Source organism: Novosphingobium olei, assembly GCF_037076535.1.
Taxonomy (GTDB): Bacteria; Pseudomonadota; Alphaproteobacteria; order Sphingomonadales; family Sphingomonadaceae; genus Novosphingobium; species Novosphingobium olei.
The window spans coordinates 1,076,375-1,103,006 of the sequence record NZ_AP029021.1; the positions used below are offsets into that span (position 1 = coordinate 1,076,375).

Annotated in this window: 25 protein-coding genes and 1 pseudogene; 18 read left to right on the plus strand and 8 right to left on the minus strand. The window is 67.4% G+C overall.

Annotation, left to right across the window (positions count from 1 at the left end; translation table 11 throughout):
* Positions 1 to 161: 161 nt before the first annotated feature.
* Complete coding sequence (locus tag AACH40_RS05110) at positions 162 to 851, minus strand: c-type cytochrome (RefSeq protein ID WP_338644460.1); 690 nt, start codon at positions 849 to 851, stop codon at positions 162 to 164.
* A 137-nt stretch (positions 852 to 988) separates the two neighbouring features.
* On the opposite strand from AACH40_RS05110, the gene AACH40_RS05115 reads away from it, so the two are divergent.
* Positions 989 to 1,852 (plus strand): hypothetical protein, encoded by an 864-nt coding sequence (locus tag AACH40_RS05115; RefSeq protein WP_338644461.1) that lies wholly within the window; start codon positions 989 to 991, stop codon positions 1,850 to 1,852.
* A complete protein-coding gene (locus tag AACH40_RS05120) occupies positions 1,849 to 2,265 on the plus strand; it encodes a DUF6152 family protein (RefSeq protein WP_338644462.1) in 417 nt (138 codons plus the stop codon). Before AACH40_RS05115 ends, AACH40_RS05120 begins: the two co-directional genes overlap by 4 nt.
* Positions 2,266 to 2,338: 73 nt before the next feature.
* Here the strand turns inward: AACH40_RS05120 and AACH40_RS05125 are convergent, their stop codons facing one another.
* The 4 genes from AACH40_RS05125 to AACH40_RS05140 all read right to left on the minus strand — a co-directional run bounded on the left by AACH40_RS05125 (position 2,339) and on the right by AACH40_RS05140 (position 4,669).
* Positions 2,339 to 2,815 carry a DUF6644 family protein gene (locus tag AACH40_RS05125; protein ID WP_338644463.1) on the minus strand — a complete coding sequence of 159 codons (477 nt, stop codon included), beginning with the start codon at positions 2,813 to 2,815 and terminating at the stop codon, positions 2,339 to 2,341.
* 83 nt (positions 2,816 to 2,898) lie between these two features.
* Positions 2,899 to 3,387 (minus strand): hypothetical protein, encoded by a 489-nt coding sequence (locus tag AACH40_RS05130; protein WP_169492593.1) that lies wholly within the window; start codon positions 3,385 to 3,387, stop codon positions 2,899 to 2,901.
* Positions 3,388 to 3,530: 143 nt separating this feature from the next.
* Positions 3,531 to 4,061, minus strand: a complete 531-nt coding sequence (locus tag AACH40_RS05135; RefSeq protein WP_338644464.1) for an AAA family ATPase — start codon at positions 4,059 to 4,061, stop codon at positions 3,531 to 3,533.
* Positions 4,058 to 4,669, minus strand: a complete 612-nt coding sequence (locus AACH40_RS05140) for a class I SAM-dependent methyltransferase (RefSeq protein ID WP_338644465.1) — start codon at positions 4,667 to 4,669, stop codon at positions 4,058 to 4,060. Before AACH40_RS05140 ends, AACH40_RS05135 begins: the two co-directional genes overlap by 4 nt.
* Positions 4,670 to 4,977: 308 nt before the next feature.
* Here AACH40_RS05140 and AACH40_RS05145 point away from each other — a divergent pair, with 308 nt between their 5' ends.
* On the plus strand, positions 4,978 to 6,339 hold the full coding sequence (locus tag AACH40_RS05145; protein ID WP_338644466.1) for an FAD/NAD(P)-binding protein: 1,362 nt from the start codon (positions 4,978 to 4,980) through the stop codon (positions 6,337 to 6,339).
* A gap of 113 nt (positions 6,340 to 6,452) precedes the next feature.
* Here AACH40_RS05145 and AACH40_RS05150 read toward each other — a convergent pair whose 3' ends face one another.
* Entirely contained in the window at positions 6,453 to 7,037 is a 585-nt protein-coding gene (locus AACH40_RS05150; protein ID WP_338644468.1) for a nitroreductase family protein, read from the minus strand.
* Positions 7,038 to 7,204: 167 nt separating this feature from the next.
* Here AACH40_RS05150 and AACH40_RS05155 point away from each other — a divergent pair, with 167 nt between their 5' ends.
* The 3 genes from AACH40_RS05155 to AACH40_RS05165 are packed head-to-tail and all read left to right on the plus strand — an operon-like array spanning position 7,205 to position 10,401.
* Entirely contained in the window at positions 7,205 to 8,206 is a 1,002-nt protein-coding gene (locus tag AACH40_RS05155) for an ABC transporter substrate-binding protein (RefSeq protein ID WP_338644470.1), read from the plus strand.
* 3 nt (positions 8,207 to 8,209) lie between these two features.
* Complete coding sequence (locus AACH40_RS05160; RefSeq protein WP_338644471.1) at positions 8,210 to 9,454, plus strand: acyl-CoA dehydrogenase family protein; 1,245 nt, start codon at positions 8,210 to 8,212, stop codon at positions 9,452 to 9,454.
* Positions 9,451 to 10,401 carry a D-isomer specific 2-hydroxyacid dehydrogenase family protein gene (locus tag AACH40_RS05165; protein WP_169492600.1) on the plus strand — a complete coding sequence of 317 codons (951 nt, stop codon included), beginning with the start codon at positions 9,451 to 9,453 and terminating at the stop codon, positions 10,399 to 10,401. The genes AACH40_RS05160 and AACH40_RS05165 overlap by 4 nt, the downstream gene beginning before the upstream one ends.
* 20 nt (positions 10,402 to 10,421) lie before the next feature.
* On the opposite strand, the gene AACH40_RS05170 is transcribed toward AACH40_RS05165, so the two are convergent.
* Positions 10,422 to 11,093, minus strand: a complete 672-nt coding sequence (locus AACH40_RS05170; RefSeq protein WP_338644473.1) for a peroxiredoxin-like family protein — start codon at positions 11,091 to 11,093, stop codon at positions 10,422 to 10,424.
* A 112-nt stretch (positions 11,094 to 11,205) separates the two neighbouring features.
* Entirely contained in the window at positions 11,206 to 12,051 is an 846-nt protein-coding gene (locus tag AACH40_RS05175; protein WP_338644475.1) for a LysR substrate-binding domain-containing protein, read from the minus strand.
* 296 nt (positions 12,052 to 12,347) lie between these two features.
* On the opposite strand from AACH40_RS05175, the gene AACH40_RS05180 reads away from it, so the two are divergent.
* From AACH40_RS05180 to AACH40_RS05235, 12 genes and pseudogenes are all read left to right on the plus strand, one after another.
* On the plus strand, positions 12,348 to 13,118 hold the full coding sequence (locus tag AACH40_RS05180) for an ABC transporter permease (protein ID WP_169492603.1): 771 nt from the start codon (positions 12,348 to 12,350) through the stop codon (positions 13,116 to 13,118).
* Between the two features lie 35 nt (positions 13,119 to 13,153).
* A complete protein-coding gene (locus AACH40_RS05185; RefSeq protein WP_338644477.1) occupies positions 13,154 to 13,939 on the plus strand; it encodes an ABC transporter ATP-binding protein in 786 nt (261 codons plus the stop codon).
* A pseudogene (locus tag AACH40_RS05190) lies at positions 13,936 to 14,558 on the plus strand (cysteine dioxygenase). The gene AACH40_RS05185 and the pseudogene AACH40_RS05190 overlap by 4 nt, the downstream one beginning before the upstream one ends.
* Positions 14,555 to 15,802: a rhodanese-like domain-containing protein gene (locus tag AACH40_RS05195; RefSeq protein ID WP_338644478.1), complete on the plus strand. Its 1,248-nt coding sequence runs from the start codon at positions 14,555 to 14,557 to the stop codon at positions 15,800 to 15,802. The pseudogene AACH40_RS05190 and the gene AACH40_RS05195 overlap by 4 nt, the downstream one beginning before the upstream one ends.
* Positions 15,803 to 15,830: 28 nt before the next feature.
* Positions 15,831 to 16,919 carry an LLM class flavin-dependent oxidoreductase gene (locus AACH40_RS05200; protein WP_338644479.1) on the plus strand — a complete coding sequence of 363 codons (1,089 nt, stop codon included), beginning with the start codon at positions 15,831 to 15,833 and terminating at the stop codon, positions 16,917 to 16,919.
* A gap of 13 nt (positions 16,920 to 16,932) precedes the next feature.
* Entirely contained in the window at positions 16,933 to 17,748 is an 816-nt protein-coding gene (locus AACH40_RS05205; RefSeq protein ID WP_338644480.1) for a class II aldolase/adducin family protein, read from the plus strand.
* Positions 17,749 to 17,866: 118 nt separating this feature from the next.
* Positions 17,867 to 19,192: a dicarboxylate/amino acid:cation symporter gene (locus AACH40_RS05210; RefSeq protein WP_338644481.1), complete on the plus strand. Its 1,326-nt coding sequence runs from the start codon at positions 17,867 to 17,869 to the stop codon at positions 19,190 to 19,192.
* Positions 19,193 to 19,279: 87 nt separating this feature from the next.
* The gene (locus AACH40_RS05215; protein WP_338644482.1) at positions 19,280 to 20,617 is read left to right on the plus strand and encodes an LLM class flavin-dependent oxidoreductase; all 1,338 of its coding nucleotides are present in this window, start codon (positions 19,280 to 19,282) and stop codon (positions 20,615 to 20,617) included.
* 22 nt (positions 20,618 to 20,639) lie between these two features.
* On the plus strand, positions 20,640 to 21,494 hold the full coding sequence (locus tag AACH40_RS05220; RefSeq protein ID WP_338644483.1) for a TauD/TfdA dioxygenase family protein: 855 nt from the start codon (positions 20,640 to 20,642) through the stop codon (positions 21,492 to 21,494).
* A 2-nt stretch (positions 21,495 to 21,496) separates the two neighbouring features.
* Entirely contained in the window at positions 21,497 to 22,429 is a 933-nt protein-coding gene (locus tag AACH40_RS05225; protein ID WP_338644484.1) for an ABC transporter substrate-binding protein, read from the plus strand.
* A 107-nt stretch (positions 22,430 to 22,536) separates the two neighbouring features.
* Positions 22,537 to 25,050, plus strand: coding sequence for a TonB-dependent receptor (locus tag AACH40_RS05230; RefSeq protein ID WP_338644485.1), 2,514 nt, complete (start codon positions 22,537 to 22,539; stop codon positions 25,048 to 25,050).
* Between the two features lie 115 nt (positions 25,051 to 25,165).
* Positions 25,166 to 26,569, plus strand: a complete 1,404-nt coding sequence (locus AACH40_RS05235; RefSeq protein ID WP_338644486.1) for a S10 family serine carboxypeptidase-like protein — start codon at positions 25,166 to 25,168, stop codon at positions 26,567 to 26,569.
* Positions 26,570 to 26,632 lie beyond the last annotated feature (63 nt).

Here is a 26,632-nt window from a genome sequence, read left to right on the forward strand (position 1 = left end):
TTGATCGACGATGCGTTGTGTGCGGGGCAGACCGGTCCGTCTGCCCGTGGCAGGGGTGCCTATGGCAATGCACCATGAAGTTCATACGATTAGGATCATCGCGTATATGAATTGATCAAATTCAAGATTTGCGAATATGTGATCACGTAGGGATCATGAATTCAGATATATTTATGAGACTTCGAGAGATTCAAAACATATACGGAAATATCGTGGATCTGTTGTGGGGATAGCTTGCGGCCGAATGTTGGTGACACGCCGGCGCGCCCTTCGCGGACAGTGGCGGCGATGGCGGCGCGGTCCGATCCGTAGAGGTAGGTGCGCGGGCGGGTGAGGTCTGCCGAGCCGGTCGCCGGGTCGCCCCAGCCTTGCACCGTGTGGCAATCGTAGCAGCCGCCTTCGTCCTCGAACGTTTCCTTGCCCAACGCGATCTGGCCTTCGTCGTGCGGCTGTCCGCCAAGCTTGAGGACGTATTCGGTAACGGCGGCCACTTCATCGGGTTCGAGGCTGTGGCCGACGCCGAGCGCGGGCATCGCGGCAAGGTTGCGCGTCTGCGGATCGTCGGCGCGGATGCCGTGGCGGATGGTCGTGGCGATGTCCGAAGGCCGGATCAGGAACGTGTCGACATCCTCTCCGCCGAACAGCCAGCGATCGTCGGTCAGGTCCGGCACGTGGTGCCCCGCCGCGCCCTTGCCATCGATGCCGTGGCAGCTGGCGCAGTTGGCGGCGAACAGCGCCCGCCCCGCCTTGATCGCGCGGGCGTCTGCGTGGGGCACGGCAGGAGCGGCGAGCGCTGCGGCGCCGAGGCTGGCGATGGCGGCGGCAAGGGCGATGTGGCGGCGCTTGGTCATGCGCGCGACACCGCCCGATGCGGCGGGCAGGGTCCAACCAGTAAAGCTCAACGTCAGTCGAGAAATTCTGGATTTTCCGCGATTGGGCGGCTCGCCAGAAGCAAGCGCGACAACACAGGGCATCCCCGGGAAACGGCATGACGTTCGATCGAGTGGCAATTGGGGTTCTGGCAGCGCTTCTGGCCGTGCCGGCGCTGGGCCAGAGCGCGCCGGGTGCCGAGGCGCCGGTGGTCAATCGCGCGCCGACGCGGGCGGACTGGACAGCCATCGCCGACCTGCCCGACCTGTCCGGGGTGTGGACCCCGGGGCCGCTCGACAAGTATGGGCCGGGCGGGGCCGAAGCGCCGCAATGGCTGCCCGCGATCGCCACGCAGGTCGACCGGCTGAAGCAGCTCGACGCCGAAGGGCGGCCACAGAACATCTACACCAACTGCCTGCCCGAAGGTTTGCCCAGCAGCGTCACGCAGACGCTCAATTCGGTGGAATTCCTGGTTACGCCGGGGCGGGTGACCGTGCTCGGCGAATTCGATGGCAACCGCCTGCGCCGGATCTGGACCGACGGGCGGCCACATCCGGCCGATCCCGATCCCACCTTCAGCGGCCATTCGATCGGCCATTGGGAGGGCGGGGCGCTGGTGGTCGACACGGTCGGCTTCCTGCCCGAGGTGTTCATCCCGCTGAGCCAGGGCGTGGGCTTTCCCAACAACGGCGACATGCACGTTGAGGAGCGGCTGGCGCTGACCGGACCGGATACGCTGCGCGTCGACATCGTGGTGCACGCGCCCAAGGTGCTGGCCGCGCCGTGGCACGCATCGCGCACCTTTACCCGTCACCGCGAACGCAGCGTCGACCTTGCCGAGGCTTCGTGCCGGCAGGGTGATTTCTTCGAAGACACCGATGCGCAGGGGAATGCGGTGTTCAGCCCCATCCCCAAGGACGCTGGCGGCGCCCCCGTGCCGCCCGACCAGCCGACCGCGCCTGCAACAGGACACCACCGATGAAGCCTTCGCCATTCCTCCGCGCCGGATTTGCTCTGATGCTGCTGACTTCGCTCGCCGTTCCGGCCGACGCGCATCACAGCTTCTCGATGTTCGATCCGTCCAAGCCGATGAAATTCGAGGCGACGGTGCGCAACCTGCAATGGACATCGCCGCACGCGATCCTGTGGGTCGATGCGCCGCAGGTCGGCGCCTATGCGCCGGGGCTGTGGTCGCTCGAACTGCCGACGAGCCCGGCGAACCTGGCGCGCATGGGCTGGTCGCGGACGTCGGTGAAGGCTGGCGACAAGGTGATCGTGGAGATCAATCCGATCCGCGACGGACGCCGTTCGGGCCAGTTCAAGCGGGCGACCGTGGTCGGCAGCAGCAAGGTGCTGTCGATCGGCGCGATCCCGGGCGCGCAGCCGCCCAAGTGACGCGGCGCCGGCCGGCGGCCATGGCGCGCCGGCCGCAGATGCCGTGAAAAAGCGTGCGGGCGTCCGCCGGGCGTCAGATGGTGAAGCCGATCCAGCGCCCGAAGCTCACGATCGTAAGCCACAGCACCAGCGAGACGCCGCCCGAAATGCGCGGCGCAAGAGCCTGCGCGGACGTGGCGCGCGGCAGCACGAAGCGGTGGAAGACGAGGACGTTGATCCCTGCGAGCAGCAGCAGCACCAGCTTCGCCTTGAAGAAGAAATTCTCGAAATAGCCGAAGGGATTGGCGAAGATCATCGTGATCCCGGTGACGGCGGCGAGGGCGAAGGCGCCCCAGGTGATCGGCAGCAGTTCGTGCAGCAGCCCCGGGATCGTCGCATCCTTGCGCCACAGGCCGAGCAGCCGAAGATCGACCACCGCGATCGAGCCGAAGACGAGCGTCAGCGCCAGGACGTGCACCGCCTCGATCGTGCCGAACAGCCAGGTGCTGTCGGTAAGTTCGATGGCGAGGCGGGTATCGGACAGCGTGGTGGCAAGGTCCTGCAGGCTCATGGCAAGTCGGCTTTCAGATGTGGCAGATGGCAGGTTGGGCAGGTGGCAGGTTCTGCGGATGCAGGCCGGTTGCGGCGCAGTCGTCAGGCTGGCGCACCGGGCCAGCCATCGGCGTAGGCGATCCAGCGGCCCGCGAAGACCACGCCGACCCACAGCAGCACCGAGCCGGCTGCGAGCACGCGATGCCAGCCAAGCCTTGCACGCAGGGCGGCCGCGCCATGCGCGCGGGTGAGCGCAAGGGCGGCGATGATGAGCGCGATCTTGACCCAGAACACCGTGCGGAACAGCGCGCGGCCGGGCTCGCTGGCGATCAGCAGCGCGCCCGACACGGCCAGGATGCCCACCGCGATATAGGCGACCGGCAGCCACTGGCGCAGCGTGAGCGAGATGTCCGGGGCACCAGCGCGGGTGCGCACGGCGTTGCGGTTGATCTGGGCAACGGAGATGACCACCGCGGCAATCGCGATGATGTGGACGACCTGGATGGCAGGCACGATCCAGCCGCGCGAGGTGACCAGCGCCGCGACCGGCGTCGCGGCTAGCCACGTGGCAAAGTCGGCAAGAATTTCCATGCGCAGGGCCCCCGTCCTTGTCCCCCCCGGGCGGGAGGCACCGGCTGCGTCTCTAGGGCGAGCGCGGCGGGCTCCGCCAATTCGAAGAGATCATCGGCAGATTGATTGTAGTCATAGGCCGGCGCAACGCGGGCCGTACCTGTTCAGCTGAAGCAGGCCAGGATCTGGTCCGCGCGCGCTGTGACAGGCGCTCGGTCAAGCATGACGAGCGTGTAGCCGAGCGAGGTATAGGCGGCGACCAGTCGGTCAAATTCGGCCGCCGCTGCGGCAAAGTCATGGCGGCGTTCGGCATCGGTTTGCCAGATCTCCGGCCAGGGCGGGGCCATGAAAACGCGCCGGTGATAGCGGTGGGCTTGCCCAAGCGACGATGTGGCGTGCGTTCCCATGGCGAAGTCCAGCGCGGCGAGCGCGTCCACGATCCCGCGATCGAAGAAAACCGGAGCGGGCAGCGCCGTTGCCCTTGCGCGGTCTTCCAAGGCCAGGGCCATCGCCTTGCGGGCGAAGGCAGCAAGGTCGATCCAGGGCAGCGCCTTGCCATCGCCGGCCAGCTCGGCGGAAACGACGCGGCGCCCGGGTTCCGACACGACCGATTTGCCGCGACGCGCCAGTTCATCGAGCAGGGTTGACTTGCCGGCCCCCGAACAGCCCGAGATGACGACGAAGTCTTCGCTCATCCCTTGCGCGCGGTGACGAACAGCCAGCGCGATGGCTCTGCGAAATAGCCTTCGCCGTCGCGTTCCTCGAATTCGACCAGATCCCACGGTCCGGCGCCGGCGTAGAAGCGGTCCGCATCGGTGCGCGAGAGACGGTTGTAGTAACGATCGTGGCGGTCCCAGCCGGGGCGGCCTTCGGTCTTGTAGCTGGCGAAATGCCAGCCGCCCGGGCGCAAGGCACGGTGGATGCGGGCAAGGACCGAGGGCAGCGCGGCGTGCGGCACGTGCAGCAGCGAGGCGCAGGCGATGACGGCGTCGTAGTCTGCTTCTGCCTCCAGCTCGTCGAACCGCAGCACGCGCGCCGGCCGCGACAGGCGCCTGCTTGCCAGCGCGGCCATGGCGGCGCTGCCGTCGGTCGCATCGACGCTGTGCCCCTGCCGTTCCAGCTCCGCCGCATCGTATCCCGCGCCGCAGCCAAGCTCGAGAACGCGGCTGGCAGGCGCCAGCCGGGGCAGGAAGGCTTCAAGTTCGCGCGAGACCCGATCCGGGCGGGCGGTGGCGTAGTCGACCGCCCGGGTGTTGTAGAATGCCAGCGTGCGCGGATCGTAGGGGGAGACTTCGGCTGGCATTGCGGCGTTTCCTGTCTCGACCACCCCGGCGGACGAGGGCGTCCTCGTGTCCATCCATAGCACGATCGGCCTGGTCTCGTGTCTTCCCTTTCAAAGCCGGCGCGGGGCACAGGTGCGGGCATGACGATGCTCACGATGAAGGTACGGCGGGAACGCGGTGCCAGCGAGCGAGCTTTGCTGAAGGTCTTATTGATTGTCGCCCGGTGCGCGGGTGATTGCCCGTCCTCATAGCGGGTATGAGTTTGATCAAATCGACACGGGCAACCTGCTGAATAGACTGGGCTCAAGTCATCATTTTCGGGGTTTCAATGTCCATATCAGCTGCCTCGAGCCCTGACCGGGCCTTGCCGGTCATCATCATCGGGGCAGGATTTTCGGGGACCTTGCTGGCGATCAACCTGGTCCGGCTCGGCCAGCCGGTTATCCTGGTCGAACGCAATTCGGCCCACCTGGCCAAGGGATTGGCGTTCGGCACGGCGCGGCCCGAACACCTGCTCAACGTGCGGGCGCGCAACATGAGAGCGTTTCCCGGCGATCCGCAGCACTTTCTGCGCTGGATGGGGTTCACGCCGCCCGACCAGATCCACCGCTTCCTGCCCCGCCTTGCCTATGGCCATTACCTGCGCTCGCTGCTGATCGATGCCATGGCGAAATCGGGGCAGCTGCTGCGCGTGCAGCAGGGCGAGGCGGCGGACATCATCGGCCAGCGGGACGAACAGGTGGTCCTGCTGGACAACGGCGAACGCCTGCACGGACGCGCGGTGGTGCTGGCGCAGGGCAACCTGACCCCGCGCATTCCCGAGGCGCTGGCAGGGCTTGCTCCCGGGCTGGTGTTCGCCAACCCGTGGGACCCTGCGGCGCTGGAGGGACTCGATCCTGATGCGGCGGTGCTGCTGCTTGGGTCGGGCCTCACCGCCGTGGACGTCGCGCTGTCGCTCGATCGGCAGGGGCACAAGGGCCCGATCCACGTGCTGTCGCGCCGGGGCCTGCGACCGCGCAGCCATGACGAGGCGATTGTGCCGGTGCGGCAGGTGGCGTGCCCGCAGCAATCGGGCTCTGCGCTTGTCGCCAGCGTGCGCCGGCGGGCCGGCGAGGTCGGCTGGCGCAACGCTGTCGACGAGCTGCGCCCGCATACCCGCGCGATCTGGCGCAGCCACAGCGTGGCCGAACAGGCACGGCTGATCCGCCATCTGCGGCCGTGGTGGGACGTGCACCGGCATCGGCTGGCACCGGCGGTCGATGCCCGGATCACGTCGATGGAGATCAGTGGCCGGCTGCAGTTCCTCGCCGGCCGGCTGCTTGGCGCAACGCCGGCAGACCGCGGCTTCGAGGCCGTGTGGAAGCCACGGGGCCGGGATGCGACGCGGCACCTTCACGTCGATCGCGCGATCATCTGCACCGGGCCCGAAGGCGACATTGCGCAGTCGTCCGAAGGGCTGCTGCGGCGTCTGGTGGAACGCGGCATGGCGCGGTCGGACCCGCATCGCCTCGGACTGGATGTCGATCCCGTATTCCGCATCCGCGATGCCGCGGGGGTTGCGCACAAGACGATCTTCGCGGTGGGGCCGGTCAGCCGGGGCGCCGACTGGGAAACGGTCGCCGTGCCGGATATCCGCAACCAGGTGCACGATCTTGCCCGCTATCTTGCCACCGCCGTCTTCGGCGAATGACGGGGCGGGCGGATGCGCGCCCGACCGCCTGACCGGATACGAAGAATGGCGGCTGGTGCTGGACCAGCCGCCATCCGGGGATTGCAGTCGATAGGAGGTTGAGCCGGATGGTGTCAGCCCGGCAGCTTGCCGGCGAACGCGAATTCGTCGATCGCGCGGCGGGGGCTCGGCGCTTCGCGCGCCTGCAGCGCTTCGGGCAGGGCCGAGGCGGGGCCGCGACGGCCGATCGCGATGGCGGCTTCCACCTTGTAGCGGTCACCGGCGCCCAGCGCGGCGGGCGCGCGTTCGTGATCGAAGCCGGCCATGGCATGCGTGGCAAGGCCGAGTTCGTGCGCCTGCAGCGCCAGGAACGCCCACGCCGCGCCGGCATCGAAGCTGGCCGTCGTGGCGGGCTTGGCTTCGGTGGTGCCGGGCGCGACGATCTCGCGGTCCGACAGCAGGAAGACGAGCGCGCTGGCGTTCTGGGCCCAGCCGGCGTTGAACGGCAGCAGCAGGTCGACCAGCGTGGCCCAGTTCGCATCGCCGCGGCGGGCCCAGACAAAGCGCCAGGGCTGCCAGTTGAAGGCCGAGGGCGCCCAGCGCGCACCGTCGAACAGGGTGAGCAGGTCCTGCTCGGAAATCTCGCTCGAATCGAACGAGCGCGGCGACCATCGGTCGAGGAACTGCGGCAGGACAGGCAAGTCGGTCGTACGGGTCATAGAGGCTCCTGGGAGAGGAAAGCGGGCCTTGGCTAAGCGGCATGATCGCGGTCCGCCAAACAAGGATCGCTCATTCGACCATCGAGCGATACTTGATTGTTGCGGGATTAGTCTACCGATAAACTTGAGTTTGAATTTTGCCTCTGTCTGCAAAGCTTTTTTCGGTCATGACCCTGCCCAGATCCAGTTCCGCGCTGACCCGCCGCTCCGTCCTGGCCGGCTCCGGCGCGATCGTCGGCGCCGCGCTGCTGGCCGGTTGCGCGCGCGAATCCGCCAAGGCGAGCGCGCTGCGCATCGCCATCACCGGCAAGGGCGAAAGCGACAACCGCCTGCTGTTCAAGGCGGCGGGCATCACACCCGACATTCCGCTGGCCTGGTCGGAGTTCGAATCCGGCCACCTGGTGGTCGAGGCGTTCAATTCGGGCGCGGTGGACTTCGGCGGCATGAGCGAGATCCCGCCTGTGTTCGCCGCCGCCTCTTCGGTGCAGAGCTTCCGCCAGATCGGGGTGTACCACGGGGACGTCAACAACCAGGCGGTGCTGGTGCCCAAGGGTTCGACGATCGCCTCGCTGCGCGATCTCAAGGGCAAGCGCGTCGGCTATGTCCGCGCGACGACGACGCAGTATTTCCTGATCCGCATGCTCGAATCCGTGGGGCTGACCTGGGCGGACATCACGCCCATCGCCATGACGGTGGCCGACGGCGCGGCCGCCTTCGGACAGGGCGGGCTGGATGCCTGGGCGATCTATGGCTTTCCCATCCAGCGCGCCATGGCGCACGACGGCGCGCGCATCCTGTCGACCGCGCTGGGCTTCCTTTCGGGCAACTACATCATAGCCGCGCACAAGGATGCGATCGAGGATCCGGTGCGGCACGACTGGATCGCGCGCTACCTGGCGCTGGTCCGCAAGGGCTATGCCTGGGCGGCTGCGAACCAGGACCCCTGGGCCGAAGTGGTTGCCGGCAGCATCGGCGTTCCGGTCGAGCAGGTGCGCGACCAGTTCCGCCGCAAGAGCGCCTCGTTCGAGCTGCGCCCGGTCGATGACAAGGCCATAGCCTCGCAGCAGCAGGTTGCCGATGTCTTTTCGAGCGCCGGGCTCATCCCGCGCAAGGTCGACGTGCACCCGCTGTGGGACGCGCGCTTTAATCCCGTTCTCAAGGAAACCTGATCCATGGCCACCCAGCCGGTTGCGGCGACAGCCGTCCATCCCGATCTATCCGACGAGGCGCTGGCCCGGTTGAGTGCGGAACTGGCCGCGCTTGCCGAAGACTACGACCGCCATCCCCGCTTCCCGCGCGAGGCGTTCGATATCCTGGCAAGCCGCGGGCTGATCGGACTGACCGTGGACGAAGCCCTGGGCGGCGGCGGCGCGGGCTTTGTCGATGCGCTGCGCGTGTTGGGCGCGGTGGCCAAGGGCGAGCCATCGACCGCGCTGATCCTGTTCATGACCTTTGCCTTCCACGCCGCGCCCGACAAGAACGCGCGCTGGAACCGCAGGCTGTACGAGCTGCTGGCGCATGAAGCGGCGGCGGGCAGGGGGCTGATCGGCACCTTCCGCGTCGAGCCCGAGCTTGGCACTCCGGTGCGCGGCGGCCTGCCCAAGACGACGGCCCGCCGCACCGACACCGGCTGGGCGATCACCGGCGAGAAGATCTATTCGACCGGATCGACCGGGCTCGACTGGTTTGCGGTCTGGGCGAAGACCGACGAGCAGCCGCCGCGCCTCGGCACGTTCCTGGTCCGGCCCGACAGCGAGCGCATCGCGATCGAGCCCGAATGGGACCACCTCGGCATGCGTGCGACGGTCAGCCACCGGGTGGTGTTCGACGATACGCCCACGCCGGCCGAGTTCGCCGTGGACTTGCGCGCGCCCGAGGAATGGGCGCCGCGTCCGGGCGACGATAACCGGGCCGGGCTGTGGAACGCGCTCGCCATCGCGACGATCTATGATGGCGTCGCCCGTGCCGCGCGCGATTGGCTGGCGGGCTATCTCAACGATCGCGTGCCGAGCAATCTTGGCGCCTCGCTCGCCACGCTGCCGCGCGTGCAGGAAAAGTTCGGTGAGATCGAGGCGCTGTTGCTGTCCAATCGCGTGCTGATCGAACAGGCGGCAAGGCGGGCCGATGCGGGTGACGTTCCGCCGGCGACCGAAGCAAACCTGATCAAGCATATCGCCAACGCCAATGCGATCCGCGCGGTGGAGATCGGGCTCGAACTGACCGGTAATCCGGGGATCAGCCGGCGCAACCCACTCGAGCGCCATTACCGCGATGTGCTGTGCAGCCGGATCCATTCGCCGCAGGCCGACACGGTGCTGGTGGCCGCGGGCACGGCCGGGCTGGCGCAGGGGGCCGGGCTGGCGCGGGGGGCCGGGCTGGCGCGGGGGGCCGGGCTGGCGCAGGGGGCGGGTCGATGAGCCTTGTCGTTGCAAGCCAGCTCGAACCCGCGATCAACGAGGAACTCGCGCGCCATCCATCGCGCCCGAAGATCATCGCCGTGCCCGAGGATGAACCCTGGCGCGCCGCGCGCGAGGCCGACGTGCTGGTGGTGCGGCCAACGCCGGTGTGGCGCGAGGCGCGCGGCGAGGAGCAGCCCGATTTGTGGCCGGGCCGGCTGCGCTGGGTGTGCAGTGCTTCGGTGGGGATCGACTTCTATCCGCCCTGGCTGCTCGATGCGCCGATCGTTTCCTGCGCGCGCGGCACCGCGTCCGAGGAAATTGCCGACTACGTGATCGCGGCGATCTATCGCCAGGCCAAGGACCTCGCCGAAGCGGCGGTCACCTCACCCACGCAGTGGCGCTATCGGGCGCTCGGGCAGGTCAATGGCAGCACGGTCGGCATCGTCGGATTCGGCGCGATCGGCCGCGCGGTGGCGCGTCGCGCCACGGCGCTGGGTGCGCGCGTTCTGGCCGTGCGGCGCAGCCGCGAGGCCGCGCTGGGCGTGATCGGGGTGGAACTGCGCGACCATGTGGCCGACGTGGTGCGCGATGCGGACCATATCGTCGTCGCGGTGCCGGCTACGCCCGAAACGCGCCACCTGTTCGACGATGCGCTGTTCGCGCGGGCCAAACCCGGGGCGCATCTCATCAATGTGGCGCGCGGGTCGGTGGTCGATCAGGAGGCGCTGGTGCGGGCGCTCGATTCAGGTCGGCTGGCCTTTGCCACGCTCGATGTGACCGAGCCCGAACCGCTGCCCGAAGGCCATGTGCTCTACACCCATGCGAATGTGCGGCTGACACCCCACATCTCGTCGAACTACACGCTGGCCCGGGGCAAGCTGGTGGCGAAGATCATGGGCGATCTCACCCGCTTTGCCGCCGGACAGAAGCCGAGCGACATCGTGCTGCCCGAGCGGGGATACTGATCCCCGCCCGGTATCGCGGATCAGGCGGCCTGTGAGGTCTCCACGCCGACTTCGGGCAGATGCGCCAGCACGGCATCGGCTTCGCTGCGCGCCAGCCAGTCGGGGCTGGCATCGATGAAGCGGATGGTGTGGTCGCTTTCGATGATGATCACGGCGGGCTCGGTGATCTCGTAGCTGTCGGTCCCGAGCGTTGCGCCGATCCATGGCTGGCCGGGCTGCACCGCCGGCTGGTCTTCGGGCAGGAAGGTCAGCTTGAGCTGGCGGCCAAGCGCGTAGCCGGGATCGCCATAGGTCGGGAAGGTCAGGCCGTGGCGTTCGGTCGGGCCCTTGTCCACCGGGATCTGGGCGCTGACGGCGAGCAGCGGGATGCCGGCATCGGCGAGCGCGGGGGCGATCGTCTCGTTGTAATAGGGCAGCGCGATGTTGCAGGCGGGGCACCCGCCGAAGCGGAAGAACACGAGTACCGCCGGGCCGTTCGCCAGCAGCGCGGTGCTTTCGATGGTGCCGCCTTCGGCATCGACCAGCGTGAAGGGGGCGAGCTTGTCCCCCGCTTTCGGGCGGCTGGCCGGATCGAAGCGCTCCACGAGGATGCGGCGCTGCGCGGCATTCTTTTCGAGCTGTTCCTTCGACCAGGTCCGTTCGCGCTCTGCCTGGAGTTCCGCAAAACGCGCCGCGAGAGACTTCGTGCTCATCCGTGTGATCCTTTCGCTTGATCCGGACGGATGGAGCTAGGACGGCGGCGCACGCCGGAAAAACGAGAACGAGCCCGTTCTCCTTGAGTGTTGCTGATATGCTCGGCGGCGCTCAGGCCGCCTGGCCAAGGCTTTCGACGGTTTCGCGGGTCAGATCGGCCAGCCGCTGCGTGGCGGCGTCGAGTGCGTTGGCGGTTTGCAGGATGCATGAAACCGAGGGCAGTTCGGGCAGCCCGGCATCTTCGATCGGAGCATCGCGCAGAAACAGGTGGGTGCGGCAGGTAATCCCGAGCCCGGCCTGCACGGCGGCGCGCAGCGTGGTCAGGTTGGGCGTTTCCACGGTAATGCGGAAGCGCCGGCCCGAATCCTCAAGCGCGCGGATCGCCGCCTCGCGGAAGCGGCAGGGCTGTTCGAGCACGGCGAGCGGGATCGTATCGCGAGCAGCGAGGACGGGATCGCCGTACCAGGCCATCGGCGCGTGGGTCACTGCGGCCGGATCGTTGGGCGCCGCAAATCCCAGCGCGATGTCGAGCTGGCGCCGCTCGAGCAGGCCGACCAGTTCGGCCGTGCCGGCGATGCGGGAATAGATCTGCGCATCGGGGTGCAGTTCGGCGAACTGGGCCAGCAGGCCCGACAGCAGCATTTCGGCAAAGTCCTGCACCATGCCGATCCGCGCGGGGCCGCTGAACTGCCCGGCGGTGACCGCGGCCACGGCTTCATCGTGCAGAGTCAGCACCTTGCGCGCGTAATCGAGCATCAGCTCGCCCGCCGGGGTGAGAGTCAGGCGCCGCCCGTCGCGGTGGAACAGCGTCTGCTGCAGCAGCTCCTCCAGCCGCTTGATCTGAAGGCTGAGCGCCGACTGGGTGACGAAGACCTTTTCCGAAGCATTGAGCATCGAGCCCGTGTCGACGATCGCGACGAACGAGCGCAGGAGATTGGTCGGCAGATTGACCGGCATGGCTAAGGGCCTTCGGAAACTGGAGAGGGGGAGGGATTGCGGTGGTCCGCCGATCCATGCAGCGCCTTCGTGGGGTGACGCTTATTATCAATCAAAATAGTAGAGTTTAATGCGCGCAATGGCAAGAGCCGATTTGGCGCTGGCCGCGATTGCCGCACGCCTTGGCGGCAAAAATGCGCAGTTTTGTCGGTTCCATGAGGATTGCTGATACGTCCCGCTCAATACTCAATTGCCTTGGTAGAGTTTAAGCGGGATTTTCCGGGACCCGTCATCCCGGCAAGAGTCTCGACCGTCCCATGTCCGTCCTTCAAAAGCTCGCGCAGAGTCGCTGGTTCAGTCCGCTCGCCCTTCTGGCCGTGTGGGAAGCGGGCTCGCGCCTCGGGCTCATTCCCGAACGCACGCTGGCGGCACCGTCGGCCGTCGCGGAAACCCTGCTGGGCATGCTGACCTCGGGCGAACTGCCCAGCAATCTTGCCGTGTCGTTCGGCCGGGTGCTGTCGGGGCTTGCCATCGGCGTGACGCTGGGCATCGTCCTCGCCCTCGTTGCCGGCCTGTCGCGCAAGGGCGAAGCGGCGATCGATCCGCTGATGCAGATCAAGCGCACGATCCCCACGCTCGCGCTGACGCCGCTGTTCATCGTCTGGTTCGGCATCGGCGAAACGCCCAAGATCGCGCTGATCGCGTTCGCCTCGATGTTCCCGGTCTATCTCAACCTTTACAGCGGCATCCGCGGGGTGGACCTGCGCCTTCTGGAAGGTGCCCGCAGCTTCGGCCTGACGCGGGCGGAGCAGGTGTGGCACGTGATCCTGCCCGGCTCGCTGCCGTCGCTGCTGGTGGGCCTGCGCTATTCGCTGTCGATCTCGATCCTGGTGCTCGTCGTCGCGGAACAGATCAACGCCTCGGCCGGCCTTGGCTACCTGATCAACAATGCGCGCGACTTCATGCGCACCGACATCATCGTGGTCTGCCTGATGGTCTACGCCGTGCTCGGCCTCGCTGCGGACTGGATCGTCCGCACGATCGAGAACCGCGCGCTCGTCTGGCGGCCCAGCCTCGTCAAAGCCTGATTTCCCCCCGATTTCCCCCACGCGGAGAACCACCCATGGACGCCCGCCTCAATTTCCTCGAAGCCCCGATCGTCCCGCCCGCCGGCGATGAGCCGCCGGTCGTCAGGCTGCGGCAATTTACCCGCCGCTTTGGCGACAACACGATCCTGTCGGACCTCAACCTCGACATCGCGCCCGGCGAATTCGTCGCGCTGCTGGGCCGCTCGGGCTCGGGCAAGACCACGCTGCTGCGCACGCTTGCCGGGCTCGACAGCGCCGAGGACCAGGACGTGACCGTGCCCAATTCGCGCGCGGTGGTGTTCCAGGACGCGCGTCTGCTGCCGTGGAAGAAGGTATGGCGCAACGTGGCGCTCGGCCTTCGCGGCGGCGATATCAAGGATCGCGCGCTGTCCGCGCTCGACGAAGTGGGTCTTGCCCACCGCGTCGATGCCTGGCCGCTGACGCTGTCGGGCGGCGAGGCGCAGCGCGTCGCGCTCGCCCGTGCGCTGGTGCGCGAGCCCAAGCTGCTGCTGCTCGACGAACCTTTCGCCGCGCTCGATGCGCTGACCCGGATCAAGATGCACCGCCTCGTGCTCGACTTGTGGCGCGCGCACAGGCCGGCGGTGCTGATGGTGACGCACGACGTGGACGAGGCGGTGGCGCTTGCCGACCGCATCCTGGTGCTCGATGCCGGGCGGATCTGCGCGCAGGACCGCATCGCCATCCCGCGCGGCGAGCGGGGCGAGCTTGCCCGGCCCTACCGCGAGAAGTTCCTGCGGATCCTCGAAGGCTCCGCGCCCAGCGACGCCGTGATCCCGTTCCCGGCGGGAGGGCACCAGTGAACGCGCTGGTCGCACCGCCGGTCCTGCCCGGCGCCGGGCTCGCCCGCCTGCGCGGGTTCGTCACCAATCTTGCCGAGCTGATCGACAGCACCCGTAGCGAACGCGAGATACTGGAAAGCGGGGCCAAGCTGCTCGCGCGGCTGGTCAACCAGGACGACTGGCTGCCCGAAGCCTACGCCAAGCCCGATCCCGACCGCTATCGCCAGTACCTGCTCCACTGCGACGCGCGCGCGAGCGCTTCAGCGTGGTCTCCTTCGTCTGGGGGCCGGGGCAGGGCACGCCGATCCATGACCATCGCACCTGGGGCCTCGTCGGCGTGCTGCGCGGCAGCGAGCGCTCGGAACGCTTCGTTCGCAACCCCGACGGCAGCCTGAAGCACGCCGGCACCGACGTGCTGCACGAAGGCGAAGTCGAGGCGGTGAGCCCGCGCATCGGCGACATCCACCGCGTCTCGAATGCCGAGACGCGGCATGCCTCGATCTCGATCCACGTCTATGGCGGCAACATCGGCGCGATCGAGCGTGCGACCTATGATCTCGACGGGCGGGCCAAGCGCTTCGTTTCGGGCTACGCCAACACGGAACTCCCGAACCTGTGGGACCGGTCGGTGCGCGCATGACCGTCCGGCCCCAGGACATCCGCAGCGCCTTGCTGGCGCGCGAGGAAATCGCGCTGATCGACTTGCGCGAGGAAGCCGAATTTGCGCGCGGCCACCCGCTGTTCGCCGCGCAGATCCCGCTGCGCCGGATCGAGGCGGAGGCACGCTGGCGCATCCCGCGCGCCGACACGCGCATCGTGGTCTACGACGATAGCGAAGGCCTTGGGGGCGAAGGCCTCGTCGGCTCGGCGATCGAGCAGCTCCGCGCGCTCGGCTTCACGCAGGTCGATGCGCTCGAAGGTGGACTTTCGGGCTGGCGCGAGGCGGGGTACGAGCTGTTCGAGGACGTCAACAGCTACTCCAAGGCGTTCGGCGAACTGGTCGAACACCGCCGCCACACCCCTTCGCTGCCGGCCAACGACGTGCAGGCGCTGATCGACGAGAAGGCGGACATCGCCATCCTCGATGCGCGGCGATTCGAGGAATATGCCACGATGAGCATCCCGGGCGGTGTCAGCACCCCCGGTGCCGAGCTGGTCCTGCGTGCCCGCGCGGTGGCGCCCGATCCCGACACGACGATCATCGTCAACTGCGCCGGGCGCACGCGTTCGATCATCGGCGCGCAGTCGCTGGTCAATGCGGGGCTGCCCAACCGGATCTTCGCGCTGCGCAATGGCACCATTGGATGGACGCTTGCCGGGCAGGAACTTGAGACCGGGCAGCAGCGCCGGGCGCCTGCGCCCCCGAGCCCGTTCGTGGCCGAAGCCCGCGAGAAGGCGCGCGAAGTCGCCTACCGCGCCGGCGTTCGCCGCATCGTCTGGGACGAACTTGCGCACCTGCGCCAGGACACGGCGCGCACGCTGTACCTCTACGACGTGCGCCTTCCCGAAGACTTTGCCGCCGGCCACCTGCCCGGCTTCCGCAATGCGCAGGGCGGGCAGCTCGTGCAGGAGACCGACCATTTCGCCCCGGTGCGCGGCGCGCGCATCGTGCTGGCCGACGATCTTGGCCCGCGCGCCGACATGACCGCCTCGTGGCTCGCCCAGCTCGGCTGGGAAGTCTTTGTGGTCGAATGGCCGCAAGCGGTCGCGCTCGAAACCGGCGGTGACGGCGCGCCCACCCCGCGCGGGCCCGAAGGCCGCTACAAGCGCCCCTACGAGGGCACCGACAACGCCGCCGCCGCGATGCAGGCCTATCTCGACTGGGAGTTCGGCCTTGTCGAACAGCTCCGCCGCGATGGCACGCACGGCTTCTACGTCATCTGATTTTCACCGTTTCAGGAAGGGTCATTCCATGCCCGTCAAGTTCATCGGCTATATCGGTTTCAACAACACTTCGGAAATCCATGCCGGCCAGCGCAGCCGCGTGCTCGACCGCGACTATGTCGACGCAGCGGCGCGCGCGCAGGAAAAGGGCGGCTTCGACCGCGTGCTGATCCCGTTCGGATCGAGCTCGCCCGAAAGCCAGATCGTTGCCGCGCACGCCGCTGCGATCACCGACAGGCTCGGTTTCCTCGTCGCGCACCGGCCCGGCTTCACTCAGCCGACGCTGGCCGCGCGCCAGCTGGCGACGCTCGACCAGCTTTCGGGCGGGCGCGTTGCCGTGCACATCATCACCGGCGGCGCTGACGAGGAAATGGCGCGTGATGGCGATGTCGGCCCGGACAAGGCCCAGCGCTACGCCCGTACCGACGAATATCTCGACATCGTGAAGCAGGAATGGTCGGCGGCGCGCCCGTTCGACCACAAAGGCCGCTTCTACGAAGTGCGCCAGGGCTTCAGCGCGATCAAGCCGGACAACCTGCCGGTGTTCTTCGGCGGCTCCTCGCCCGAGGCGATCGACGTCGCCGGACGCCATGCCGACGTTTACGCGCTGTGGGGCGAAACGCTGGAGCAGGTCGGGGATTCGCTGCGGCAGGTTCGCCAGTCGGCGGCGCGCTATGGCCGCTCGCCCGGCTTCTCGCTGTCGCTGCGCCCGGTGATCGCCGATACCGAGGAAGTGGCGTGGAAGAAGGCGGCCGAGATCGAGGACCAGGTTCGCGCCGCGCGTGAAGCCGCAGGCCTTCCGGTCAGCGGCCACCGTCCGGCCAATGCGGGCTCGCTGCGCCTGCTCGAAACCGCCAGTGCCAACCGCCGCGATGGCCGCCTGTGGACGGGCGTCGCCGCGCTTACCGGCGCGCAGGGCAATTCCACCGGCCTCGTCGGCACTCCCGAGCAAGTCGCGCAAGGGATGCTTGAATACTACGACATCGGCATCGACCACTTCCTGATCCGCGGCTTCGATCCGCTGGCTGATGCGATCGCCTATGGCGAGCACCTGCTGCCGCTGGTCAAGGCCAAGGTTGCCGAGCGCGATGCGCGCCCCGTCGCGCTGGCAAGCTGAGGGAAAACACAAGATGGCCACCGTTCTCGAACGCCCGCGCTCCGGCGCCGATGATGTCCGCCCTGATGGCATCACCGATGCCGAATGGCAGACCCGCGTCGACCTCGCCGCGTTCTATCGCATCGCCGCGATCCACGATTACGACGATTTCCTCTACACCCACATCTCGGCGCGCGTGCCGGGGCCCGATCACCACTTCCTGATCAATCCGTTCGGGCTGACCTTCGATGAAATCACGGCCTCGAGCCTGGTCAAGGTCGATCTCGACGGGAACGTGATTGGGCACAGCGAATACGGCATCAACTATGCCGGCTACGTCATCCATTCGGCCATTCACGCCGCGCGCGAAGATGCGCACTGGATCGCGCATTTCCATACGCGGGACGGCATGGGCGCGTCGGCGCATGCCGAAGGACTGCTGCCGCTGACGCAGCGCGCGCTCTACATCATTCCCCGCCTTGCCTATCATGACTACGAAGGCGTGGCGCTCAACCTCGACGAGCGCGAGCGGCTGCAGGCGGACCTTGGCGACAAGAAGCTGATGCTGCTGCGCAACCACGGCACGCTGGCGCTGGGCCGCACGGCGGGTGAAGCTTGGAGCGGCATCTACCAGCTCGAGGAAGCGTGCTCGGCGCAGGTCGCGGCGCTGGCCGGCGGGCGTGACCATGTGCTGATCGCTCCGCAGGAAGCGCAGGACGAGGCGCTGCGCCAGATCGCGCAGCGCCCCGCCGCCGCCGCTGCGAGCGAAGGGCGCAAGCCGCACGACCAGCTCGTCTGGGAAGCGGTCCTGCGCAAGGTGGCCCGCACGCTGCCCGGCTTCGACACCTGACAAACCCCGCAGATTTTCGGGGAACCGGCCGGCTCTACGTCGATAGGCGTATGGGCCGGCCGCTGCATTTCCGAAAGGCACTGCACTCGTGCCCGACCACCTCCAGCCAGAGCAGACCATGACCGAACCCGCCGTCCCCCGTTCCAAGAGTCACTTCGGCCGCAACGTCCTGATCGGCATGGCCGTCGGCCTCGTCTTGGGCCTGGTCGCACGCAAGCTCGGCCCGGTTGGTCCCGATCAGCCCAACGCGCTGGCCGTCACGCTGAACCTCGTGGGGTCGAGCTTCGTGCAGCTGCTCAAGGCACTTGTGCCGCCGCTGGTGCTCACCGCGATCATTGCCTCGATCGGGCGCCTGCGCGATCTCAACAACGCGGCGCGACTGGCCGGCCAGACCGTGCTGTGGTTCGCGATCACCGCGCTGATCGCGGTGTCGATCGGCATCGCGCTGGGGCTGGTGTTCCAGCCCGGGGTCAATACGGCGGTTTCCGCAGCCGCTGCTGAAAAGCCGCATACGGTGGGCAGCTGGCTCGATTTCCTGAAAGGGCTGATCCCGTCGAACTTCCTCGGCCTTGCCGCCAGCACCGAGATCGACGGGGAGAGCGCCAAGACCAGCATCAGCTTCAACGTGCTGCAACTGGTGGTCATCGGCCTGGCGCTCGGCTTTGCCGCGCTGCGCACGGGCGAGGCGGGCGATGCATTTCTCAAAGGCGCGAACACGCTCCTTGCCGTGGTGCGCAAGCTGCTCAACTGGGTCGTGCGGCTCGCCCCGATCGGCAGCGCGGGGCTGATCGGCAACGCCGTGGTCAAGTACGGCTGGGACACGCTGTCCAGCATCGCGCAATACGCGATTGCGCTCTACGTCGGTCTCGGCCTCGTGCTCTTCGTCGTCTATCCGATCCTGCTCAAGGCACATGGCCTCAGCCCGCTCGCCTATTTCCGCAAGGCGTGGCCGGCGATCGAGCTGGCGTTCGTCTCGCGCTCGTCGATGGCGGCGCTGCCGGTGGCCGAAGCGGTGACGACCGACCGGCTTGGTGTCGCGCCCGCCTATGCCGCCTTCGCGGTGCCGGTTGCCTCCACTACCAAGATGGACGGCTGCGCGGCGGTCTACCCCGCGCTTTCGGCGATCTTCGTGGCGCAGTTCTTCCACGTGCCGCTGGTGGCGACCGACTACCTGCTGATCGTGCTCGTGTCGGTGCTGGGCTCCGCCGCCACTGCCGGCGTCACCGGCGCCACCGTGATGCTGACGCTGACGCTTTCGACGCTGGGCTTGCCGCTCGAAGGGGTGGGCCTGCTGCTCGCGATCGACCCGATCCTCGACATGGGCCGCACCGCGGTCAACGTTGCCGGTCAGATCCTCGTGCCGGTAATCGTCGCCAAGCGCGAAGGCATCCTCGATCTCGATCGCTACAACGCGCTCGACGAAGGCGAACCGATCGCGGCTTGAGCATTACTTGAACTGCTATCAGCCTTCCGCGATGGCTGGCGGCAGGTGGCGGGTGCACCCTTTTTCCAACGGAATCAGGAGGCACCCATGTCCATCAAGCGCCAGCTGCGGCTCGGCTTCATTCTTCACGGCGTCGGCCCCGGCTGGGACGATTGGCGCCATCCCGATGCGCAAGTCGATGCCAGCACCAGCCTGTCGTTCTACAAGCGCCAGGCGCAAGTGGCCGAGCAGGGCAAGTTCGATTACCTGTTCGTGGCCGACAGCGTTTCGATCAACGCGCGCTCCAGCCCGCACTATCTCAACCGCTTCGAACCGCTGACCATCCTGTCGGCGCTGGCGGCGGTGACCGACCACATCGGCCTCGTCGGCACGGCGACGGTTTCGTACATCGAACCCTACAACCTCGCTCGCCAGTTCGCCTCGCTCGACCACATCAGCGGCGGCCGTGCCGGCTGGAACGTGGTGACCAGCTGGCTTGAAGGCAGCGCCGCCAACTATGGCCGCGACGAACACTTCGCCCACGACGTGCGCTACCGCCTCGCCGAGGAATACCTCGACGTGGTGAAGGGGCTGTGGGACAGCTGGGAGGACGATGCGCTGGTCCGCGACAAGGCAACCGGCCAGTTCCTCGATCCCGACAAGCTGCACGAGCTCAACCACAAGGGCGAGTTCCTCAAGGTCAAGGGCCCGCTCAACATCTCGCGCAGTGCCCAGGGGCAGCCGGTGATCTTCCAGGCGGGATCGTCGGAAGATGGTCGCAATTTCGCGGCCAAGCACGCCGAGGCGATCTTCACCCATGCGGACAGCCTTGCCGAAGGCCAGGCGTTCTACGCCGATCTCAAGGCCCGCGCGAAGGGCTTCGGGCGCGATCCCGACAAGCTGTTCATCGTGCCCGGCGCGCGGCCGGTGATCGGATCGACCGAGGCGGAGGCCGAGGCGAAGTACCGCGAGCTGGCCTCGCTCGGCAACCTCGAGAACGCGCTGCGCTCGCTGGGGCGCGGGTTCAACGATCACAACTTCAGCGTCTACGATCCCGATGGTCCGTTCCCGCGCGAAGTCGCCGCGGAAGGCCACAAGTCGAACCAGAGCCAGTCCGCCCGCGTCCTCGCGCTCGCCGACGAAGGGCTTTCCTTGCGCGAAATCGCGCTGCGCCATGCCACCCCGCGCGGAAACTTCGTCGGCACCCCCGAACAGATCGCCGACCGCTTCGAAACCTGGCTCACCGAGCGCGGGTCTGACGGGTTCAACCTGTTCGAAAGCCTGCCCGGCCAGCTCGATGTGTTCGTCGATCAGGTCGTGCCGATCCTGCAGCAGCGCGGGATTTACAAGACCGAGTACCCCGGTGCGACCTTCCGCGAGACGCTCGGCCTCGACGTTCCGGTCAACCGCAACACCGCCGCGCGCCTGCAGCGCAGCGCCGCCTGATTTCGCAAGAGGAGAGAGACCAATGGCAACGACCGCAATCGACACCTCAATCAGCGGCCTGGAAATACGCCGCCTGCAGCCGACCATCGGCGCCGAGGTTTCCGGCATCGACATTTCGAAGCCGATCAACGATGCCCAGCGCGCGGCGATCCGCGCCGCCGTGCTCAAGTACAAGGTCATCTTCTTCCGCGACCAGCCGCTCACCAACGAGCAGCATGCCGCCTTCGCCGGCCAGTTCGGCCCGCTCTACACCCACCCCACCACCAAGCGTCAGGATAACCTGCCGCCGGTCCACTCGATCGCGGCGGTGGACGATCGCGAATATGGCGACCGCTTCAAGGCGGTGCTGGATTCGGGCGATGCCTACCACACCGATACCAGCTGGCGGCTGGTGCCGACCTGGGGCGCGGTGCTGCGCGACATCACCCTGCCCGCAGTGGGCGGCGACACGATCTGGGTCGATGCCAACCTTGCCTACGAGGCGCTGTCCGACGATCTCAAGGCGCGGCTCGAAGGGCTGCACGTGACGCACAACTTCCTCGGCGCATTGAAGGCCGTGGGCCATGAATATCCGATCGTGGCGCATCCGATCGTGCGCACGCACCGCGAAACCGGGCAGAAGATCCTGTGGGTCAACTTCTCGCAGCAACCGCAGATTCTCGGGGTCGAACTCGCCGAGAGCAAGGCGCTGCTCGACGAGATCCTGCGCCAGTACAAGCGCCCCGAACTGCAGGTCCGCTTCAGCTGGCGCCCGAACTCGGTGGCGTTCTGGGACAACCGGGCGGCAGTGCACTACGCCGTGCGCAACTACGGCAATTTCCCGCGTGAGCTGCACCGCATCCTGATCGCTGACGAACCACTGTGGGGTGACCTCTGACAATGCTGTCCCGACGTCATGCCATCCTGACGTCCGGCGCCTTTCTCGCTCTTGCCGCGTGCGGCAAGAGCGGGGGAGGCGCCTCGACGTTGCGCGTGGGCAGCCAGAAGGGCGGGACCAAGGCGCTGATGCTCGCCTCTGGCGCGCTTGATGGAGCCCCGTACAAGATCGAATGGTCCGACTTCCCCGCCGCGCAGAACCTGCTCGAAGCGATCGGCAGCGATGCGGTCGATGTCGGGCTTGTCGGCGACGGGCCGTTCCAGTTCGCCTACCAGAGCGGCAGCCCGGCACGCGCCGTTGCCGCGATGAAGGCCACCTCGCGCGAACCTGGCGCGCTAGCCGTGATCGTCGGCAAGACCTCGCCCGCGCGGTCGATCCGCGACCTTGCCGGCAAGCGCATTGCCACCACGCGCGGCAGCATCGGCCACTACCTCGTGTTGCGGGCGCTGGCCGAAGCGGGCCTGAAACCGGATGCGGTGAAGCTGACGTTCCTCAGCCCGAGCGATTCCAAGGCGGCGCTGCAGACCGGCGCGATCGAAGGCTGGTCGACCTGGGTACCCTATACCGCGGCGGCGCTGGCCGAAGGCGCGCGCATCGTGGTTGACGGGCGCCAGTTCTCGCAAGGCGTGGCCTTCGATGTCGCCAGTGCTTCTGCCGTGGCGCAGAAGCGGGCGATCCTCGCCGATTTCCTGGCGCGCGAAGCCAAGGCTCTGGCCTGGTCGAACGATCACGGTGCGGAATATGCCAAGATCCTGTCTGCCGAAACCGGACTTCCCCTGCCGGTGGCGACGGCAACCGTGCGGCTCAACAGCCGGCTGCGCGTGCCGATCGACGCGCCGCTGATCGCGCAGCAGCAGGTCATTCTCGACACCTTCCGCAACGCGGGCGAGTTTGTTTCGCCCCGCCCGATCAAGGATGCATTCGCGCCGGTGTGACCGCATGACGAATACCAATAACCGGACGAGTTAACTCAATTGGAAGAGTAGAGTTAACCACGGCAGGGTCGATCCGAACAACGAAATCCTGTTCGGGGAGTCCATAAATGCAACGTGTTTTCGTCTCAGCGCTGCTCGCGTCGACGCTGCTGTGCTCGCAAGCCCGCGCGGCAGAGGAAGCGCCGCCGGTGGCGTCGGCGCCCGATGCCGCCGCCGACGCCTCAACCGCAGGCGACGTCGGCAGCGATGCGATCATCGTCACCGGCGTGCGCGGTGCCAGCCCTCGCACCGTGGCCGACAGCCCGGTGCCGATCGACGTGATCACGCCCGCTGAACTGAAGGCCACCGGGCGGACCGGCCTCAAGGAAATCCTCGGCAACATCATCCCGTCGCTGAGCATGCCGGCGCTGGGCGGGGGCGGTACCTCGGCCAGCGTGCGGCCGATCTCGATCCGCGGTCTTTCGGGCGATTACCTGCTGGTTCTCGTCAACGGCAAGCGGCGGCATACCACCTCGCTGATCAACAACCTCTCGCGCGTTTCTGGCGGTTCGACCCCCGTCGACATCGACCTCATCCCCACCAACGCGGTCGGCCGGATCGAAGTGCTGCGCGATGGCGCGGCGGCGCAATACGGTTCGGACGCGATCTCGGGCGTGATCAACCTCATCCTCGATTCCAGCCCCGAAGGCGGCGAATTCACCACCACGGCGGGCCAGCTCTATGAAAAGGGGGGCGCGCTGATCCAGCAGTCGCTCGGCTATGGCACGCGGCTGGGCGATGGCGGCTTCCTGCGGTTCGCGGTCGAAGGCAAGTTCCACGATCGCGCCGACAGCTCGGCCGACCCGATCGCCCGCGTGTTCCCGCTGGTGAACGGCCAACCCGACCCGCGCGAGGCCAGCGTCGACCACGTGATTGCCGGCGGCTATGGCCGGTCGAACCGCGACAAGATCGTCAACTCCAGCGTCAACGCCGAACTGCCGTTCTCCGATACGCTGAAGGGCTACACGTTCTCGACGCTGTCCTATCGCAACATCAAGGATGCGCGCGGCGCCTATGTTCCGGCAACGAGCATCGGCGCATTGCCGCAGATCTATCCCTCGGGCTTCCAGGCCTATCGCCGCATCTGGGAATGGGACTTCCAGACGACATGGGGGCTGAAGGCACAGCTCGGCGGCTGGGATGCCGATCTTTCGACCAGCTTCGGGCGGGACAACGTCAAGCTCGGTGCCGAAAACACGTTGAACCCCTCGATCGGCCCGACGAGCCCGACCAGCTTCTTCATGGGCAAGCAGATCCAGACGCTGTGGGTCAACAATCTCGACCTGTCGCGCACCTATGACGTCGGCCTTGCCGCGCCGCTCGAAGTCGCGGTCGGCGTCGAACAGCGCTGGGAAAAGTTCCAGAACATCGCGGGCGAGCCTGACAGCTACCGTGACGGCGGCTATGTCGTGCCCAAGGACGGCACTCCGTTCGGCAACCTCTATGGCGGCAAGTCGCCATCGCCGGGCCTTGTCTCGTTCACCGGCACTTCGCCGGCAGATGCTTCCTCGATCTCGCGCGGGAATATTGCCGCCTATATCGATCTTTCGACCAAGATCGTGCCGGCCTGGTTCATCGGCGTCGCCGGGCGCTTCGAACATTACACCGACAGCGCCGGCAACACTTTCAGCGGCAAGGTGTCGACGCGCTTCGAACTGGCCAAGGGGCTGGCGCTGCGTGGCGGCGTGAACACGGGCTTCCGCGCTCCCAGCCTTGCCCAGACCGCATTTTCGACGACGCAGAACACCGTCACGGTCGTCGGCAACGAACGCGTGCTGACCACGTCCAAGTTCCTGCCGGTCAACAGCGCGGCGGCGCTGGCGCTTGGCGCGCAGCCGCTGAAGCCGGAAAAGTCGCTCAACTTCACCGCCGGCCTGACGTTCGAGCGGGGTCCGGTGCGCCTGACGGTCGATGGCTACCAGATCCGCATCGATGATCGCATCGTGAAGACCGACTTCCTCGGCACCGCCAGCAACGGCGGTTCGGCGATCAAGGCGATCCTTGTGGCCAACGGCGTTGCCAATGTGGATAGCGCGCAGTTCTTCACCAACGCCATCGACACCCGCACGCGCGGCGTTGACGTCGTCGGCGAATATACGCTGCGCACCGGCGACCTCGGCACCGTCCGCCTTAACGCGGCGTGGAGCTACTTCGACACCAAGATCCTGAAGGTGATCGACAATCCGGCCCAGCTTTCGGCGCTCAACGTCGTGCTGTTCGGGCGGCAGGTCCAGCGCGACCTGCTGGTCGCGGTGCCCAAGAGCAAGGTCGTGCTGACCGCGAACTGGGATCTGGGCAAGGCCCGCATTCTGGCCCGCGCCACGCGCTATGGCAAATACACCGAATCCAGTTCGACCGCCGCCAGCGATCGCACGTTCGGCGCCAAGTGGATCGCCGATCTTGAAGTCGGCTACAACCTGTCCGACCATGTCACCGTATCGGTCGGGGCCAACAACCTGTTCGACACTTATCCCAACCGCAATGGCATCATCGCCTCTGACGGCTCGGGCGCTTACGGCAGCTTTGCTCCGTTCGGCCTGAGCGGCGGGTTCTACTATGCCCGCGTGGGCGTGACCTTCTGACCTGAACGGGCTGCGGCGGGGGGAGGGGGAGCGCATGCCGCTGCGGCCTCCCTCCACGCATAGCATCAGTGGTCGCACAGTGTCCGGCAGGCTTTCCAGCATCGGGAAGGGCGCAATGCTTCGATTGGCCCGTATGAAGGCGGCGCATGGCACTGCGCGCCGCCGCATTCCGCTCGTGTTGCTCATGTTCGCGATGCTGGGCGCCGCCTTGCCGGCGGGGCGCACGGACAGGCTGTCATGGGAGATGCTGCCCGCGCAGGACAGCCAGGGCAGGACGCTTGGCACGCTGGTCGTCTCCTCGATCCTCCGCTCCGGCAGCAGCGATGCGCAGCGCCCTACGCTGATCGTGTTCAATGGCGGGCCGGGGGCATCCTCGGCATGGCTGCAGCTGGGCCTTCTGGGGCCCCTGCAGGCCGATCTGCCCGCCGATCCCGCCGTGCCGATCCCCTCTGTACCCCGCCTTCGTGCCGCGCCCGGCCGGATCGGGGATCTGGCCGACGTTCTTTTTGTCGATCCGCTCGACACCGGCTTCAGCCGGCGCGCCGCGAACGTGGACGCGAAGCGGGTGCGCACGCTCGATGCCGATGGCGATTATCTCGCCAGGGCGATCGCGCTCTGGCTGGCGCGGCACGATCGCGTCGGCCAGCCGGTAGTTCTGGTCGGCGAAAGCTATGGGGCAGAGCGTGCGGTCGCTGTCGCCGATGCCTGGCAACGCACGGGTGCCGGCATCCATCTTGCCGGGCTGGTGCTGATCTCGCAGACGGTCCTCAACGAATTCGCCCTCAGCCAGGAAGACCGCGCCCTTGCGCTGGTGACGGGCCTTCCCACGCTGGCCGCAACCGCCTGCTATCACCGCCTCGTGGATGGCGCTGCGCGCGATCCCGATGCCTGTGCCGAACAGGCCGCCGCCTTGGACACGCTGGTAACGCAGCCGGTTTTCGCGGGCGGGTCGCAGCCAATCAGCCGCAATGCCTACCGCATGGTGGCGTTGCAGGACCGGCAGCGCGCCCTCGGCATGTATGACAGCCGCCGCACGGCGCCCGTCGATCCAGGCCGCAGCTGGCAGGACCCTTCGCTCGCGCCACTGCTGCAGGCGATGTCGCACGCCATGCCCCGCTACAATCGCGCCCTGCTGGGCCTGACGCGCTCGCCGGTCGATGGTTCCGCCTACGTGCTCTACGACCCGCTGATCCGCGCGACGTGGCAGCCGACGCCGGGCGGTGCCTACGGGCTGGCCGATCGCCTCGGCACGGTTCTGCGTACAAGCGGCGCGCGGCTGCTGGTGGCAGGGGGACTGTTCGATTGCGTCGGGTCTGTGGGCGCCGATCGCCTGCTGCTGTCGCGCCTGGGCCTGCCGCCGGGAACGGCCAGCGCGGTCCGCTATCCCGGCGGCCACATGTTCTATCTGGACCCCCAGAACCGCGCCCGGTTCCGCGCCCGCCTCGAACGCTTCCTGCGCGATCTTGCGCCCGGGCGCCCAAGCCGGACGGACTTGCCTGCTTCTCCGGAAAAGGCTTGATATTCAGTAATATAGATCGGTTGACCGGATCATTTCACGATGCACGATACGCGTGAAAATGGC